Raw genomic sequence first — 15,652 nt, forward strand, 5'->3', positions numbered from 1 at the left:
GTTTCGGGTCTAATCCAACATACTCAGTCGCCCTATTCAGACTCGCTTTCGCTTCGCCTACACCTAACGGCTTAAGCTCGCATGCTAGATTAAGTCACTGACCCATTATGCAAGAGGTACGCTGTCACTCCCTATGGAGCTCCAACTGCTTGTAAGCATCCGGTTTCAGGTACTGTTTCACTCCCCTAATCGGGGTGCTTTTCACCTTTCCCTCACGGTACTGTGTTCGCTATCGGTCATGTACGAGTATTTAGGCTTGGAGGGTGGTCCCCCCATGTTCAGACAGGATTTCACGTGTCCCGCCCTACTCTAGTCCTTCTTCATCACTTTCGCATACGGGACTGTCACCCGCTATGGTCACACTTTCCAGAGTGTTCTGCTAGTTGAAAAGAAGGCACTGGCCTGGTCCCGGTTCGCTCGCCACTACTACGGGAATCTCTGTTGATGTCTTTTCCTCCAGGTACTGAGATGTTTCAGTTCCCTGGGTTCGCTTCACCAAGCCTATATATTCAGCTCGGTGATACCTTATCCACCTCGCCCGGCTGGCCCGAAAGCCAACTGGAAGAAATGGTGAAGGTGGGTTTCCCCATTCGGAAATCGCCGGATCAAAGTTTGCTCACAACTCCCCGACGCTTATCGCAGCGTGCCACGTCCTTCTTCGCCTGTACATGCCAAGGCATCCACCAAATGCTCTTACCTCACGCTTGAGAATCCACACCATCAACGTCAGGCCTGCATAAAAGCCTGGTCGCTTGAAGATGGTGGGAGAATTATCTCAGCCAGATAATCAATTTGATTGATTTGTGATGCACGATCGCTCGCCACAAGCTCGAGAGCTTGCGCGTTACAATCCATGCGCCACGGCATCGATTTAAAAACCCATTCACAATGTCAAAGATCGGCGACGCTGACTAATCAGCACGATCGCCTGACCTGCCGAAGCAGGATCTGGTTTCGTTTCAACAATCGGAAGTTTGTGATGTGCCTGGTGGAGCCTATCGGGATCGAACCGATGACCTGATGCTTGCAAAGCAACCGCTCTCCCAGCTGAGCTAAGGCCCCTTGAGGTGATGGTGGGCCTGAGAGGATTTGAACCTCTGACCTCACCCTTATCAGGGGTGCGCTCTAACCAACTGAGCTACAGGCCCACTCCACTGCGACCGGCTGCCATTCCACAAGGGAACAGGCTGCCGCGAGGGCGTGAGCCGGCGAAGGCACACAGCACACCAGCGGTGCGCTGTATTCCGATTGATGAAAGGACATGAGGACGACGGCAATGTTCTTTGGAAACCGCGAAGCACTTCCCGAGGCTAGCCCGGGCGCTTTCGCGAAGATCCTTAGAAAGGAGGTGATCCAGCCGCAGGTTCCCCTACGGCTACCTTGTTACGACTTCACCCCAGTCGCTGAACCCACCGTGGTCAGCTGCCTCCTTGCGGTTAGCGCACTGCCTTCGGGTGAATCCAACTCCCATGGTGTGACGGGCGGTGTGTACAAGGCCTGGGAACGTATTCACCGCGGCATGCTGATCCGCGATTACTAGCGATTCCGCCTTCATGCCCTCGAGTTGCAGAGGACAATCCGAACTGAGACATCTTTTGGAGATTAGCGCATCCTTGCGGAATAGCTGCCCACTGTGGATGCCATTGTAGCACGTGTGTAGCCCAGCCTGTAAGGGCCATGAGGACTTGACGTCATCCCCACCTTCCTCCGGCTTATCACCGGCAGTTTCCTTAAAGTGCCCAACTTAATGATGGCAACTAAGGACGAGGGTTGCGCTCGTTGCGGGACTTAACCCAACATCTCACGACACGAGCTGACGACAGCCATGCAGCACCTGTCACTAGGTCCCCGAAGGGAAGAAATCTGTCTCCAGAAGTCGTCCTAGGATGTCAAAGGCTGGTAAGGTTCTGCGCGTTGCTTCGAATTAAACCACATGCTCCACCGCTTGTGCAGGCCCCCGTCAATTCCTTTGAGTTTTAATCTTGCGACCGTACTCCCCAGGCGGATAACTTAATGCGTTAGCTGCGCCACCCAAGTTCCATGAACCCGGACAGCTAGTTATCATCGTTTACGGCGTGGACTACCAGGGTATCTAATCCTGTTTGCTCCCCACGCTTTCGCACCTCAGCGTCAATACTTGTCCAGCGAGTCGCCTTCGCCACTGGTGTTCTTCCGAATATCTACGAATTTCACCTCTACACTCGGAATTCCACTCGCCTCTCCAAGATTCTAGCTTCCCAGTTTCAAGGGCAGTTCCGGGGTTGAGCCCCGGGATTTCACCCCTGACTTAAAAAGCCGCCTACGTGCGCTTTACGCCCAGTAATTCCGAACAACGCTAGCTCCCTCCGTATTACCGCGGCTGCTGGCACGGAGTTAGCCGGAGCTTATTCTCCCGATACTGTCATTATCATCTCGGGTAAAAGAGCTTTACAACCCTAAGGCCTTCATCACTCACGCGGCATTGCTGGATCAGGCTTTCGCCCATTGTCCAATATTCCCCACTGCTGCCTCCCGTAGGAGTCTGGGCCGTGTCTCAGTCCCAGTGTGGCTGATCATCCTCTCAGACCAGCTATGGATCGTCGCCTTGGTAGGCCTTTACCCCACCAACTAGCTAATCCAACGCGGGCCCATCTAAAGGCGATAAATCTTTGGTCCGAAGACATCATCCGGTATTAGCTCAAATTTCTCTGAGTTATTCCGAACCTAAAGGCAGGTTCCCACGCGTTACGCACCCGTGCGCCACTAGACCCGAAGGTCTCGTTCGACTTGCATGTGTTAGGCATGCCGCCAGCGTTCGTTCTGAGCCAGGATCAAACTCTCAAGTTGTGTCACACACCAAACCGGCATGGGGATAACCCCATCGACCAGCATGGCATGAGCTGCAAGGAGCCGATACCTGCACTGTCAAACGTAATGGATACGAATGAACATGCTTGCCATCCGGGCAGGCGTGGAGCCTGCGATCGGATGTGGCGATCGGCTTGAGTTAACCGGTTACCGGAGCCTTGAGGTCCCCGGACCGGGCGCCGTCGCCCACATGTCCCTTCATCAAAAACCAACGATGTCAAAGAGCCGCCAGACAGTAATAGCGGACAGCGCTTCGTTCCCCGATTTACACCGGGGGACCGGCTATCCGAATTTGTTGGCGACCGAAGCGTTGTTGCGGTGGCGGTGGAAGCCGTCAGCGCCGCGTCGGTGGAGCCCATCTATGAGCGCTTCCTGATTCGGTCAACGCCTTTTTGCAATTTTATTTCAGAGCCGCGCAAGAACCGCAGAATTCCGCCATTTTTTCCCTACATTGGCCCCGTTTTCGGACCTCCAGACCCCGGCAAATGCCCCATGCGGGCCCCCGAATCCGGGTGAATCACCCCTCTGAATCGGCCTTTCGGGGTGCCTCCACCCCGGTTTGCCCCCTTCCCGCCCCTGCTTTGCCGCGATTCACCCCGCGAATCCCGATTCACGCCCCGATTCACCCCTCCCCCGTGATTCGACCTGCGTGTTGGGAGCCCTTTCATATGGTGGTAGGATCGCCCCTGCCGGACAGGAGTCGATAGCTCCTGCCGCGTGGGAGACTTGCCATGCCTGCGCGTTTCGCCTTTGCCGCCTGTGTCGCGGTTGCTGCCGCATCGCCGGCCTTTGCTGATTCGCCCGAAGCGGTGCCCCCGCCCGCCGCGACACATGGCGTGGTCGATCCGGCCGCCGAGGTGCTCTCGCTCGAGGAAGAGCGTTACAGCCGCCTTACCCTCCCCGTGCTGGTCGAGGGGGCCGGGCCCTTTGCCTTCATGATCGACACCGGCAGCCAGGCGACCGCCGTCACCCAGGAGATCCGCACCGCCGCCGGCCTGACGCCTGCCGGCACCGCGACCCTCGTCGGCATGGCGAGCCGCCGCACGGTCGAGATGGTCGATGTCCGGCGGATCGAGTTCGGCACCAACAGCTACACCAACTTCGAAGCGCCCGTGCTGGCGCGCGAGCATGTCGGCGCGGACGGGATCATCGGGCTCGACGCCCTTCAGGACTTCCGTGTCCTCATCGATTTCCGCAAGCAGACCATCGCGGTCGAGGACGCGACCGCGAAGGAGAAGCGCGGCGGGTTCGAGATCGTGGTGCGGGCGCGTAACAAGCTCGGCCAGCTGCTGATCACCGATGCGCTGGTCGAGGGCGTGCGCGCGACCGTCATCATCGATACCGGCGCGCAGGCGAGCCTGGGCAATCTGGCGCTGAAGGAGAAGCTGCGGGCCAAGCGCGCGCATGATGTCGTCACCACCGACGTCAACGGGGTCGACATTGTCGGCCAGCTCGCCTTCGTTCGCTCGCTCACGATCGAGGGGCTCTCGCTCAACGATGTCCCGCTGACCTTCGCCGACACTCCGGCTTTCGAGGCGCTGGGGCTGCACGACCAGCCGGTGCTCTCGATCGGAATGCAGCACCTCGCGCTGTTCGACCGGGTGGCGATCGATTTCGGGCGGCAGCGGATCATGTTCGACGTGCCCGCCGATGTCGCCCGGGCGATGCGCGAGGCGAAACGCGGGGGCTCTTACTCTCCGCGGTTCTAGGCCGCCCGTCCTTGCGGGATGGCGGGGGTGCGCCCACATGGGAGCCCATGCCGCCCGAGACAGCCACGCCCGCCGCCGATCCCTCCCATAAGAAGACTCGCGCGCGCGACGCGGAGAGCTGGCCGACGCTCAAGCGCTTCCTGCCCTATCTCTGGCCGAAGGATAACCCCGGTCTTCGCACCCGCATCGTGATCGCGATGGCGCTGGTGCTGGCGGCCAAGGCGGTCACGCTCGCCCTGCCCTTCGCCTACAAGGGTGCGGTCGACGCCATGTCGGGACAGGCGCGCGATGGCGCGACGGTCGCATTCGCGCTGGTCGCGGCCTATGCGTTGGGGCGCTTCACCTCGGTCGCCTTCGACAACCTCAGGAACATCGCCTTCGAGCGCGTCGGCCAGATCGCGACGCTGCATCTGGCCGAGGACGTGTTCCACCGCCTGCACCGCCTGTCCTTGCGGTTCCACCTCGCGCGGCGCACCGGCGAGGTCACCAAGATCATCGAGCGCGGGACCAAGAGCATCGACCAGATGCTCTACTTCCTCCTCTTCAACATCGCGCCGACGATCATCGAGCTGATCGCGGTCGGCGTCATCTTCTACATCAACTTCGGGATCGAGCTGGTCGCGGCCACCGCCGTCACCGTGGTCGCCTATGTCTATGTCACCCGCGCGATCACCGAATGGCGCACCAAGCTGCGGCGCGAGATGAACGATCTCGACGGCAAGGCGTTGCACCGCGCGGTGGATTCGCTGCTCAACTACGAGACGGTGAAGTACTTCGGCGCCGAGCACCGCGAGGAAGCGCGCTACAGCAACGCTGCGCGCGCCTATGCCGAGGCGGCGATCAAGTCCGAGAACTCGGTCGGCCTGCTCAACATGGCGCAGGCGCTGATCACCAATGCGCTGGTCGCCGCGGCGATGGCCTATACGGTGTGGGGCTGGAGCAAGGGCACGCTCACGGTCGGCGATCTGGTGCTGGTGAACACCTACCTGATCCAGCTGTTCCGCCCCTTGGACGTGCTTGGCTGGGTCTATCGCACCATCCGCCAGGGGCTCATCGACATGGCCGAGATGTTCCGCCTGATCGACACCGATATCGAAGTGAAGGACAAGCCCGGCGCCCCGGCGCTGATCGTGAAGCGGCCAACGGTCGTCTTCGACAACGTCACCTTCGGCTATGATCCGGGCCGCACGATCCTCAACGGCCTCAGCTTCGAAGTGCCCGCCGGATCGACGACCGCCATCGTCGGCCCCTCGGGCGCGGGCAAGAGCACCATCGGGCGTCTGCTGTTCCGCTTCTACGATCCGCTTTCCGGCCGCGTGCTGGTGGGGGGCGAGGACATTGCCGAGGTCACGCAGGAATCGGTGCGCGCCGCGATCGGGATCGTCCCGCAGGATTCGGTGCTGTTCAACGAGGACCTCGCCTACAATATCGCTTACGGCGCTGAGGGCGCGGATCAGGCGATGGTCGAACAGGCCGCACGCGACGCCGCACTCACCCCGCTGATCGAGCGGCTGCCGGATCGCTTCGCCACCATGGTGGGCGAGCGCGGATTGAAGCTCTCAGGCGAGGAGAAGCAGCGCGTCGCCATCGCGCGGACGCTAGTCAAGAACCCGCCGATCCTGCTGCTCGACGAGGCAACCAGCGCATTGGACACCCGCACCGAGCAGGAGATCCTCGCTACGCTGCGCCGGATCGCCAAGGGCCGCACCACCATCGCCATCGCCCACCGCCTCTCGACCATTGCGGACGCCGACAACATCCTCGTGCTCGATCACGGGCGGCTGGTGGAGAGCGGCGATCACACCGCTCTGCTCGCGCACGGCGGGCTCTATGCCGAGATGTGGGCACGTCAGGCGAGCGAGCGGCGCGAGGATGACATCGAGGCCGAGGCGGCCGAGTAAGCCCCTCAGCCGGGCGGGAAGCGGTCGAACTTCGGGAGCTCGTGCAGCGTTGCAACCCACGCGGGCGCGTCGGCCATCTGGATCAAAGCCTCGGGCGGGAAGGCGTCAGGATCGTCGAGGGTCGCGATCTGCACGTCGACGATGCCGGGCAGCACATCCTCGTTGATGTAATGGAGCCCCGTTCCGCAGACGCCGCAGAAGTGCCGCTCGGTCCCGGGCGAGGAGCGGTAAATAGCCGTCTCCCCCTGGACCAGCCGGAAAGCCCCGCTCGGCACCGCCAGCCACGCCACACCGTGCGCTCCGGCGCAGCGCTGGCAATCGGCACAGTGGCAGACCGAGGCGCGCACGGCCTCGCTCTCGAAGGCGTAGACGCAAGCGCCGCAATGGCAGCGACCCGTGGGCATCGGCAGGTTCCTTCCCTTGCAAGGCCAGCCAGGGTGGACACTTGGCCCGCTTGGCTTGGCGGCAAGGCGAAGCTAGGCTCGCGCTTCCTGTCAGGCAATGGCCCCACTGGAGGCCGTCGCCGCCACCTGCGCGGGGCCTCGCGCAGGAGTAGCCATCACCAAGGGGACCAAAAGGATGATTCGTTCCTTCACGCTCGGCGCGCTGCTCGCCGCCACCGCCATGCCGCTTGCCGCGCAGGAGGCCGCGCCCGCCGCCCCAGCGCCCGCGCCCGCCCCGACCGTGCCGGTTCCCGCCGCCCTCACCGCCGAGGAGATGCCCGCGATCCCGCTCGCGCTGGTGGACGACGTGCGCCCCTATCTCGAATCGCGCGGTGCGGGCTTTGCCGGATGGGATCCCAACACCCGCGCGGTGCTCATCAACACCCGCTTCGCCAATGTCAGCCAGCTGCACCGCGTCGCCATGCCGCTGGGCGCGCGCACCCAGATCAGCTTCGAGGCCGAGGCCGTGCGCGGCTCCTATGCCCCGACCAAAGGCGACGTCATCGTCGTCAGCAAGGACAAGGGCGGCGACGAGTATTTCCAGCTCCACACCCTCAAGGACGGCCGCCTCACCCTGCTTACCGACGGCAAGAGCCGCAACCAGCTCAACGCGTGGAGCCATGACGGCGCGCTGATCGGCTTCAGCTCGACCCGCCGCAACGGCATCGATTCCGACCTCTATGTCATGGACCCGCGCGATCCCGCCTCGACCCGGCTGATCTACGAAAGCAAGGGCGGCGGCTGGGCGATCGCGGGCTTCTCGCCCGACAACAAGGTCGCCTATCTTGCCGATTACCGTTCGGTCGAGGATGCCGATCTCTACCGCCTCGATCTGGCGACCGGCGCCCTCACCCCCATCGGCGATCCCAAGGCGAAGGTCGCCTATGGCAGCATGGAGATCGCGCCCGACGGCACCTTGTGGGTGACGACCGACGCGGGCTCGGACTTCCAGCGCCTCGGCACGCTCGATCCCGCGACCGGCAAGTTCACCCCTGTCAGCCGCGAAAAGTGGGACGTCGACGGTTTCGACCTGTCGGATGACGGCAAGACCATCGTCTACGAGGTCAACGAGGCTGGCTCGGACCGGATGCGCATCCTCGACGTCGCGAGCGGCAAGGTGACCACGGTTGATGCCCTGCCCGCCGGCCAGATCGGCGGCCTTTCCTTCGCGCCATGGGGCGAGATCGGTTTCTCCTTCTCCAGCGCCAAGAGCGCCTCGGACGTCTGGAGCCTTGACCCCAAGACCATGCAGCTCACCCGCTGGACGCAGAGCGAGACCGGCGGGCTCGACCCTTCGGTCAATGTCGAGCCGCGCATCGTCACCACCAAGAGCTTCGACGGGCTCGAGGTCTCGGGTCTGCTCTACCTGCCCGATCCCGCCAAGTTCCCGGGCAAGCGCCCGCTGATCGTCGACGTCCACGGCGGCCCCGAAGGGCAGAGCACCGCGGGCTTCATGGGGAGCGACAACTACTACCTCAACGAACTGGGCGTCGGGATCTTCTTCCCCAACGTCCGCGGCTCGACCGGTTACGGCAAGCGCTTCGTCAGCCTCGACAACGGCCCCTTCAAGCGCGAGGATTCGGTCAAGGACATGGCCGCGCTGATCGACGCGGTGCGCGCCGATCCGGCGGTGGACCCGGCCAAGGTCGGGCTGACCGGCGGCTCCTACGGCGGCTACATGTGCTATGCGGCCGCGGTGCAGCTCAAGGACAAGCTGACGGCGACCACCTGCATCGTCGCGATCAGCAACTTCGTCAGCTTTCTCGAGAACACCAACCCCTACCGCCAGGACCTGCGGCGGGTGGAGTATGGCGACGAGCGCATCCCCGCCCAGCGCGCCAAGCTGACCGAGATCAGCCCGCTGACCCGCGTGAACGAGATCACCAAGCCGATGTTCGTCATCACCGGCGCCAACGACCCGCGCGTGCCCAAGTCGGAGGCCGACCAGATGGTCGCCGCGATCCGCAAGAACGGCGGGCAGGCGTGGCACCTCGTCGCCGCCGACGAAGGCCACGGCTTCCGCAAGAAGGCCAACGCCGATTACGCCTTCCTCGCGCAGCTGGTTTTCTGGAAGAAGTACCTGCTGGGGGAGTGACCCGTAGAGCCCCCTCCTCTTCAGAGGAGGGGGTTGGGGGTGGTGGCGAGTGAAGCGAGCAGGCCAGGGCACCACCCCGCTGCGACTAACTCCGCTTCGCTCCGTAAGTCTCGCGACCCTCCTCTGAAGAGGAGGGCGGGTTTGCCGCCGCCAAACCCCGCAGCACTTCCAGCGCCTCCTCGCCCCGCGCCCACGGCACGAACAGGTGATCGTGGTGGAAGCCCGCCACGACATTGCAGGCGATCCCCCGCCCCGCGAGCGCGCCCGCGACCGCAGCGGTCAGCCCCACGCCATCGAGCGCGGAGTGGACCATCAGGGTGATGCGCGCGAAATCGCCGGTGTCTGCGGGGATGATCGCCGTGGTGCCCTCGTCCTCGCGGATCAGCGCGAAGGCATTGTCGGGCACTGCGCCCTCGACCAGCACGAAGGCCCAGCGCCGCGCGTCGAGCACCGGGTCCATGCCCGCCAGCATCCCCGCAAGGTCACCGACGGGCACGCGTCCGGTCACAGGATATACTTGGAGAGGTCGGTGTTCCCCGCCAGCCCGGCGAGGCGCGCCTCCACGTAGGCCGCGTCGATCGTTATCGTCTCGCCGACGTGATCCTCGGCCTCGAAGCTGATGTCCTCGAGCAGCCGCTCCATCACGGTCTGCAAACGCCGCGCGCCGATGTTCTCCACGGTGGCGTTCACCTGCGCTGCGATCCGGGCGATGGCGTGGACGGCATCGTCCTTGAACTCCAGCGTCACCTGCTCGGTCCCCAGCAGCGCCTTGTACTGCGCCACGAGGTTCGCCCGGGTCTCGGAGAGGATGCGCACGAAATCCGCCTCGGTCAGCGCGCGCAGCTCGACGCGGATGGGCAGGCGGCCCTGCAATTCGGGAAGCATGTCCGAAGGCTTGGCGACATGGAACGCGCCGCTGGCGATGAACAGCACGTGGTCGGTCTTCATCGGGCCATACTTGGTCGCGACCGTGGTCCCTTCGATCAGGGGCAACAGATCGCGCTGCACGCCCTCGCGGCTGACGCTGCCGCCGCGCACGTCGCTGACCGCGATCTTGTCGATCTCGTCGAGGAAGACGATTCCGTTTGTCTCGGCGTTCAAAAGCGCCGCGCGTGCGACATCGTCCTGGTCGAGGCGCTTGTCGGCTTCCTCGTCGACCAGCTTGTCCCACGCATCGGGCACGCGCAGCTTCTGGCGGCGGGTGTTCTTGCGGCCGAGCGCCTTGCCCATCATGTCCGAGAGGTCGATCATCCCGATCTGCCCGCCCATGTTGCCCATGTCGAACCCGGCGGCGGGGGTATCGCGCACCTCGATCTCGACCTCGACATCGTTCATCGCGTTCTGGACGATACGCTGGCGGAAGCTTTCGCGGGTGGCTTCGGAGGCATTGTCACCCACGAGCGCGGTCAGCAGGCGGTCCATCGCCGCCTCGCTCGCCGCCTCGCGCACCTTTTCGCGGCGGCGTTCCTTCTCGAGCCGGATCGCCTCTTCGACGAGGTCGCGGGCGATCTGTTCGACATCGCGGCCGACATAGCCGACTTCGGTGAACTTGGTCGCCTCGACCTTGATGAAGGGGGCTTCGGCGAGCTTGGCGAGGCGCCGGCTGATCTCGGTCTTCCCGCAGCCCGTCGGGCCGATCATCAGGATGTTCTTGGGCGTGACCTCGTCGCGCAGGTCGCTGCCCAAGCGCTGGCGGCGCCAGCGGTTGCGCAGCGCCACTGCGACGGCGCGCTTGGCGTCGGCCTGTCCGATGATGTGCTCGTCGAGCGCGGCGACGATCGCCTTGGGGGTCAGCGCCTGTACGGGGGAAGAGGTGGTCATGGGGTCTTTCTGTGCAGTTCCTCCCCGCTATGTGGCGCGGCAAAGCGGCGGTTCAAGGCCAGCAGCATCGGACGCTCGATGCGGGTGTGGAACAGCCAGCTCGCCGCGATGCTCGCCGCAAGGGCGCTGGCGAGATAGTCCCACGGGCCCGGATCGAAGAACGGCAGGCGCCCCCAGAACCACAGCCAGAACCACGCCACCGGCAGGTGCAACAGGTAGAGCGCATAGCTCGCATCGCCGGCGCGGTTGATCCACTCCGGACGCGGCAAGGAGAGCGGACCGCCCAGCACCCCGCCCGCGATCAGCAGCGCAGGCAGCCCCGCCCACAGCAGGTAATGCCAGTCGCTCGCGGTGTATTCGGCAGGCTCGCCCACCACCAGCACCGCCGGGACGAGCGCCGCCAGCATCGCCCAGCGCAGCCAGACCGGCACCGCACCGCCCTGCCCGCGCCACAGCGCGAGCCCCATGCCCGCCACGAACATCACCGGCAGCGGCCGGGTGACCGCGAAGAGCAGCGGATCGGCGGGCGGCACCCGGGTTCCGGCCGCGATCACCAGAGCCAGCACACCGCTCACCGCCATGATCGCCCGCCCGCGCGGCAGCGGCAGGAACAGGCCGAAGACGAAATAGAACGCCATCTCGTAGATCAGCGTCCAGCCCACCCACAGGAACAGCAGCGGCCGCAGCCGGCCATCGGTCGGCCATTCGGGGACCAGCGCGAGCGACCTTGCCACCTGCCCCGCGTCGACCGGCCGGCGGAAGATCACCACCAGCACCCCGGCCAGGAGCAGGGTCGCGATCCAGTAGGGCGGCATGATGCGGATGAAGCGGCGCCGCCAGAACTCGCCTCTGGCGCCGGGCGTGCCGAAACGGCCGCGGGCGGCCTCGACCATGACGTAGCCCGAGATGATGAAGAACAGCATCACCGCCGCCTGCCCCTCGCGCGCGCCATCCCACGTGCTGCCGATCCCGAGCCCGGCCCCGAGATGGTCGGCGAAGGCGAAAGCCAGATGCACGGCCGCCACCGTCAGTGCGGCGCCCGCGCGCAACAGCTGGATCGCGACGATCTTGCGCGCCGCGGACGCCGGTTCCTGCGTCATTACCCCGATACTTGCCCCATAATCCGCGTCTCTCGCGCGGCAGGGCAGGGATAGGGCTAAACCGTCTCGACCGTCAAATTGCCGTTGGTGAAGACGCAGATTTCAGCCGCGACCGCCATCGCTTTGCGCGCGATTGTCTCGGCGTCCTGCTCGTAATCCGCGAGTGCGCGGGCGGCGGCGAGGGCGAAATTGCCGCCCGATCCGATCGCGGCGATATCGCCGATCGGCTCGAGCACGTCGCCATTGCCGGTCAGCACCAGCAGCGTGTCCTTGTCGGCGACGATCATCAGCGCCTCGAGGTTGCGCAGATACTTGTCGGTCCGCCAGTCCTTGGCGAGTTCCACGCTCGCGCGCATCAGCTGGCCGGAATACTGCTCGAGCTTCTTCTCCAGCCGCTCGAACAGGGTAAAGGCATCGGCAGTCGCGCCCGCGAATCCGGCGATGACCGAGCCATCCCCGATGCGGCGCACCTTGCGCGCGTTGGGCTTCATCACGGTGTTGCCCATGGAGACCTGACCGTCACCCGCGATGACAGTGGTGCCGCCGCGGCGGACGCCGATGATGGTGGTGCCGTGCCACTGCACGAGGCCATGTGCGTTGGAATCGCTGCTCATGTCCGCCAATATGGAGCGGGCCGGCAGGGGTTCAAGTTGCCCGCAGGTTACTGGCCGTTCGGCCCGCCGCCCGGCGCACCGCCCACGCCCGCTCCGCCGACCTGGCCGATATTGCCGAACAGGTCTTCGAGGAAGCTGCGCTCGCGGCCCAGCACCGGCGTCTTGTCGCCGTTGGGATCGAGATAGACCACCTTATCCACCCCGCTGCGGGTGACTTCGCTGACGCGGCCATTGGCGTCGAAGGTCACCGCAAGCACCGAGTGGTCGCGGATGCGCGGGCGGTTGAACGGGCGCTGGCCGGTGATGCTCGAGACGTAATACCACGTCGGCGTGCCGAACTGGCTGACGAAGGTCGGGCGGCCCAGCGTGCCTTCGACCGACTGCTGGTTGTCGATCTTCGGCTGCACCAGCGAGGTCAGCGTCGGATCGACGATGTAGCCGCGCGATTCGCGGATCGAGGTGCAGCCCGGCAGCACCGCCGCCGCTGCCAGCAGCAGCGCCGCACCGCGCACCATGCGCTTGCTCTGTGTCATCGCGCCTGCCTGTTCCATTTGCGCCAAACCGTGTCCGTCCCGTCTCGTGCCGCGCGATGCGCGCTCTTGTCCCTTGGGCGAGGTGCTTTAAGGGGCTAGCGGCGCGCTGGCAACGCACCATATGTCGCGGCGGTGGAGCAACGGGGTTGAACCCCGGTTGAACGCATCCGCGGCTCGTGCGTTGTCGTAGCGAATGCGGGGCGCAAGGCTGCGCTCTTGCCCCGATACCTGCCCGGTCACGAAAGGCCCCTGCCCGATGTCCTTCCTCTCCCGCCTGCTCGGCACCGCCCCGGACCCGCGCGAAGGCGTGCGCCCGCTGTGGCACCGCGTGATCGAGCTGGCGCGCGATTCCGCCTACTACACCGAGTGCGGCGTGGCGGATTCGATCGCGGGCCGGTTCGACATGATCTGCGCGGTGCTGAGCGCCGTCATGGTCCGTGTCGAGGCCTCGGACATGCGCGCCGAAAGCGCCCTGCTGGCCGAGTTGTTCGTCGAGGACATGGACGGGCAGCTGCGGGAATTCGGGGTCAATGACGTGGTCGTCGGCAAGCGCATCGGCAAGCTGATGAGCGTGCTCGGCGGCAGGCTCGGGGCCTATCGCGGGGCGCTGAATGCAGGCGACCTCGAAAAGCTCACCGCCGCTATCGCGCGCAATGTCACCTTCGCCGAAGGGGCCGACGAGGCCGCCTCGTCCCGGGCCGTGGCCGAGCGATTGATGAAGCTTTTCCAGAGACTTGGCCGCTTTTCCGATGCCGAAATGCTGAAAGCGAGCGCGATCTGGTGAGCGCGCCCATGCCCCCGTCCGAGCTTTCGCGCATGATCAAGGCGCGGCCCCTGCCCGCCGGCGCGGTGGTGATCGAGGCCTCGCCGGAGGAGCGCGCCGCGCTCGCTTTGCGCTTCGGCCTCGGTGCGGTCGAGAGCCTGCGGGCCGAGGTGTCGCTCGAACCCCGCCCCCGTGCGATCCGGGCGACGGGGCGGCTGCATGCGGCGATTCTGCAACCCTGTGCGGTCTCGGGCGAGGACTTCCCCGTCACCATCGACGAGGCGGTCGACCTCAGATTTGTCGAGGAAAACCAGCGGCCGGCCACGCCCGACGAAGAGATCGAGCTCGAAGCCGACGATTGCGACGAGATCGAATATGCGGGCGACATGTTCGACCTCGGCGAGGCGGTGGCGCAGACGCTCGGCCTTGCGATCGATCCCTACGCCGAAGGGCCGAACGCCGATGCCGCGCGCGCGGCGGCGGGGATCGTGCAGGAAGGCGAGCAGCTGGGCCCGCTCGCCGATCTGCTGAGCGCTCTGAAAAAGTCCTGAGGGCGTCCCGACCCTTCTGTTAAATCCCTGTCCTGCATGGGAAAATCCGACGCTCCTGCCGCCGGAACCCATGCCTTGCTGCGCTTCACCCCGCTCCTCACCCTCGTCGCGATCTCCACCCCGACCCATGCGGCCGAGGAGGACGGCAATGTCTGGCTCGGCCAGTTCGTCACCCTCAACACGAGTGACAAGGTCTTCGTTCGGCTCGAGGCGCAGGAGCGTTTCACCAATGATTCCCAGCGCTTGGGCCAGCTCCTGCTGCGCTCGCTGGTGGCCTACAGGCTGTCGGAGGGTGCCAGCATCGGGGCGGGCTATGCCTTCGTCCTGACCGATCCCGAGGGACCGGTAAAGCTCAAGGAACACCGCTATTATCAGGAGCTTGCGCTAAGGCTGGTGGATGAGGAGGGCGTCACGCTCGACAGCCGCACCCGGCTCGAACAGCGCACCTTCGAGGGCCGCGAGGGCACCGCGTGGCGGTTGCGGCAATTCGTGCAGCTGCGCATTCCCGTCAGCGAAAACAATAAGTTATCCTTCTACACCGAGCCCTTCTTCGGCCTCGATGAAGGCCCCGGCCAGCGCGCGGGACTGAGCGTGTGGCGCAATTTCGCAGGCGTCACGATCCCGCTCGCCAAGGGCGTGGAGCTGGTGCCCGGCTACCTCAACCAGCGGGTCTGGCGCGATGGCCCCGACCGGATCGACCACACGGCCAACGTCAACCTGTTCATGACCTTCTGAGACGCCCCGGCAAGGCGATGTTTCACGTGAAACCGCCGCGCCAGACCAGCGCAAACGCGCGCGAGAGCGGGGCAAGACCGCGCTGAAAGGGGTCTGGAGGGGGTCTGGCAGGGGTCAAGCGGGGGTCTGCGCAAGGACTGCTTGCGATCCCCTTTGGCGCAATCACCGGGGCCGGCTGCGCCACCAGATCGCGAGCATCCACAGCGCGCAGGCCGCCACGATCAGCGGCGACAGCTCGCCGATCACCCGCGCGGCGAAGTGGTAACCGGGCTCGATACAGCAGACCCCGTCGCTGCCGGGAACGCGCAAGCCGTCAGCCGGGGCGATCCGCGCCAGCGCGAGCGAAAGCACCGCGGGTGCGGCTGCGATAAGATAGGGTCTAGCGCGGCCCATCGAACGCCTGTCCGCTCGCGTTCAGCCCGCGCCGCAGCAGGTCAGAACGGGATGTCGTCGTCGAGATCGTCGTAGCCGCCGCCTGCCGGTGCGCCGCCGCCGAAGCCGCCGCCCGAGCCGCCGCCCTGATCCCAGCCGCCACCGCCG

14 protein-coding genes, 2 tRNA genes, 2 rRNA genes and 1 pseudogene (1 of these 19 only partly in view) are annotated in these 15,652 nt (G+C 65.0%); 7 read left to right on the top strand and 12 right to left on the bottom strand.

Features of this window, described 5'->3' with window-relative positions; all coding sequences use genetic code 11:
* Positions 1-707 (bottom strand): 23S ribosomal RNA (locus BZF57_RS09410); it reaches 2,081 nt to the left of the window's first position.
* Between the two features lie 146 nt (positions 708-853).
* Between BZF57_RS09410 and BZF57_RS21100 the strand changes: the two genes are divergently transcribed.
* Entirely contained in the window at positions 854-1,021 is a 168-nt protein-coding gene (locus BZF57_RS21100) for a hypothetical protein (protein ID WP_156076246.1), read from the top strand.
* Here BZF57_RS21100 and BZF57_RS09415 read toward each other — a convergent pair.
* The 3 genes from BZF57_RS09415 to BZF57_RS09425 form a co-directional block, all read right to left on the bottom strand.
* A tRNA-Ala gene (locus BZF57_RS09415) sits at positions 987-1,062 on the bottom strand. The genes BZF57_RS21100 and BZF57_RS09415 overlap by 35 nt on opposite strands.
* 9 nt (positions 1,063-1,071) lie before the next feature.
* A tRNA-Ile gene (locus tag BZF57_RS09420) sits at positions 1,072-1,148 on the bottom strand.
* A 193-nt stretch (positions 1,149-1,341) separates the two neighbouring features.
* A 16S ribosomal RNA gene (locus BZF57_RS09425) occupies positions 1,342-2,826 on the bottom strand.
* Together the 16S and 23S rRNA genes with 2 tRNA genes alongside form the textbook arrangement of a ribosomal RNA operon.
* A 752-nt stretch (positions 2,827-3,578) precedes the next feature.
* Here BZF57_RS09425 and BZF57_RS09430 point away from each other — a divergent pair.
* Entirely contained in the window at positions 3,579-4,556 is a 978-nt protein-coding gene (locus BZF57_RS09430; protein ID WP_086737008.1) for a retroviral-like aspartic protease family protein, read from the top strand.
* A gap of 47 nt (positions 4,557-4,603) precedes the next feature.
* Positions 4,604-6,457 carry an ABCB family ABC transporter ATP-binding protein/permease gene (locus BZF57_RS09435; RefSeq protein WP_086737010.1) on the top strand — a complete coding sequence of 618 codons (1,854 nt, stop codon included), beginning with the start codon at positions 4,604-4,606 and terminating at the stop codon, positions 6,455-6,457.
* A 5-nt stretch (positions 6,458-6,462) separates the two neighbouring features.
* Here the strand turns inward: BZF57_RS09435 and BZF57_RS09440 are convergent, their stop codons facing one another.
* Complete coding sequence (locus tag BZF57_RS09440; RefSeq protein WP_086737012.1) at positions 6,463-6,861, bottom strand: GFA family protein; 399 nt, start codon at positions 6,859-6,861, stop codon at positions 6,463-6,465.
* A 175-nt stretch (positions 6,862-7,036) separates the two neighbouring features.
* Here BZF57_RS09440 and BZF57_RS09445 point away from each other — a divergent pair, with 175 nt between their 5' ends.
* Positions 7,037-8,995, top strand: coding sequence for a S9 family peptidase (locus BZF57_RS09445; RefSeq protein WP_086737014.1), 1,959 nt, complete (start codon positions 7,037-7,039; stop codon positions 8,993-8,995).
* 85 nt (positions 8,996-9,080) lie between these two features.
* Here the strand turns inward: BZF57_RS09445 and BZF57_RS09450 are convergent, their stop codons facing one another.
* The 5 genes from BZF57_RS09450 to BZF57_RS09470 are packed head-to-tail and all read right to left on the bottom strand — an operon-like array spanning position 9,081 to position 13,063.
* Positions 9,081-9,503 carry an ACT domain-containing protein gene (locus BZF57_RS09450; RefSeq protein WP_240505922.1) on the bottom strand — a complete coding sequence of 141 codons (423 nt, stop codon included), beginning with the start codon at positions 9,501-9,503 and terminating at the stop codon, positions 9,081-9,083.
* A complete protein-coding gene (hslU, locus tag BZF57_RS09455; RefSeq protein ID WP_086737016.1) occupies positions 9,500-10,816 on the bottom strand; it encodes an ATP-dependent protease ATPase subunit HslU in 1,317 nt (438 codons plus the stop codon). Before hslU ends, BZF57_RS09450 begins: the two co-directional genes overlap by 4 nt.
* Entirely contained in the window at positions 10,813-11,916 is a 1,104-nt protein-coding gene (locus BZF57_RS09460) for an acyltransferase family protein (RefSeq protein ID WP_086737018.1), read from the bottom strand. Before BZF57_RS09460 ends, hslU begins: the two co-directional genes overlap by 4 nt.
* Positions 11,917-11,972: 56 nt before the next feature.
* Complete coding sequence (hslV, locus tag BZF57_RS09465; protein ID WP_086737020.1) at positions 11,973-12,530, bottom strand: ATP-dependent protease subunit HslV; 558 nt, start codon at positions 12,528-12,530, stop codon at positions 11,973-11,975.
* A 47-nt stretch (positions 12,531-12,577) separates the two neighbouring features.
* Positions 12,578-13,063 carry an outer membrane protein assembly factor BamE gene (locus tag BZF57_RS09470; RefSeq protein ID WP_240505923.1) on the bottom strand — a complete coding sequence of 162 codons (486 nt, stop codon included), beginning with the start codon at positions 13,061-13,063 and terminating at the stop codon, positions 12,578-12,580.
* Positions 13,064-13,319: 256 nt separating this feature from the next.
* Between BZF57_RS09470 and BZF57_RS09475 the strand changes: the two genes are divergently transcribed.
* The 3 genes from BZF57_RS09475 to BZF57_RS09485 are packed head-to-tail and all read left to right on the top strand — an operon-like array spanning position 13,320 to position 15,112.
* Positions 13,320-13,847, top strand: coding sequence for a ubiquinol-cytochrome C chaperone family protein (locus tag BZF57_RS09475; RefSeq protein ID WP_086737024.1), 528 nt, complete (start codon positions 13,320-13,322; stop codon positions 13,845-13,847).
* On the top strand, positions 13,844-14,377 hold the full coding sequence (locus BZF57_RS09480) for a YceD family protein (protein ID WP_086737027.1): 534 nt from the start codon (positions 13,844-13,846) through the stop codon (positions 14,375-14,377). Before BZF57_RS09475 ends, BZF57_RS09480 begins: the two co-directional genes overlap by 4 nt.
* A gap of 36 nt (positions 14,378-14,413) precedes the next feature.
* Positions 14,414-15,112: a DUF2490 domain-containing protein gene (locus BZF57_RS09485; protein WP_086737029.1), complete on the top strand. Its 699-nt coding sequence runs from the start codon at positions 14,414-14,416 to the stop codon at positions 15,110-15,112.
* Positions 15,113-15,274: 162 nt separating this feature from the next.
* Here BZF57_RS09485 and BZF57_RS09490 read toward each other — a convergent pair whose 3' ends face one another.
* Complete coding sequence (locus BZF57_RS09490) at positions 15,275-15,505, bottom strand: hypothetical protein (RefSeq protein WP_143738439.1); 231 nt, start codon at positions 15,503-15,505, stop codon at positions 15,275-15,277.
* Between the two features lie 41 nt (positions 15,506-15,546).
* Positions 15,547-15,652, bottom strand: a pseudogene (locus BZF57_RS21620) (single-stranded DNA-binding protein); the annotation flags it as partial.

Origin of the sequence: Erythrobacter colymbi (assembly GCF_002155685.1) — a bacterium.
In the GTDB taxonomy this organism is placed as follows: Bacteria; Pseudomonadota; Alphaproteobacteria; order Sphingomonadales; family Sphingomonadaceae; genus Erythrobacter; species Erythrobacter colymbi.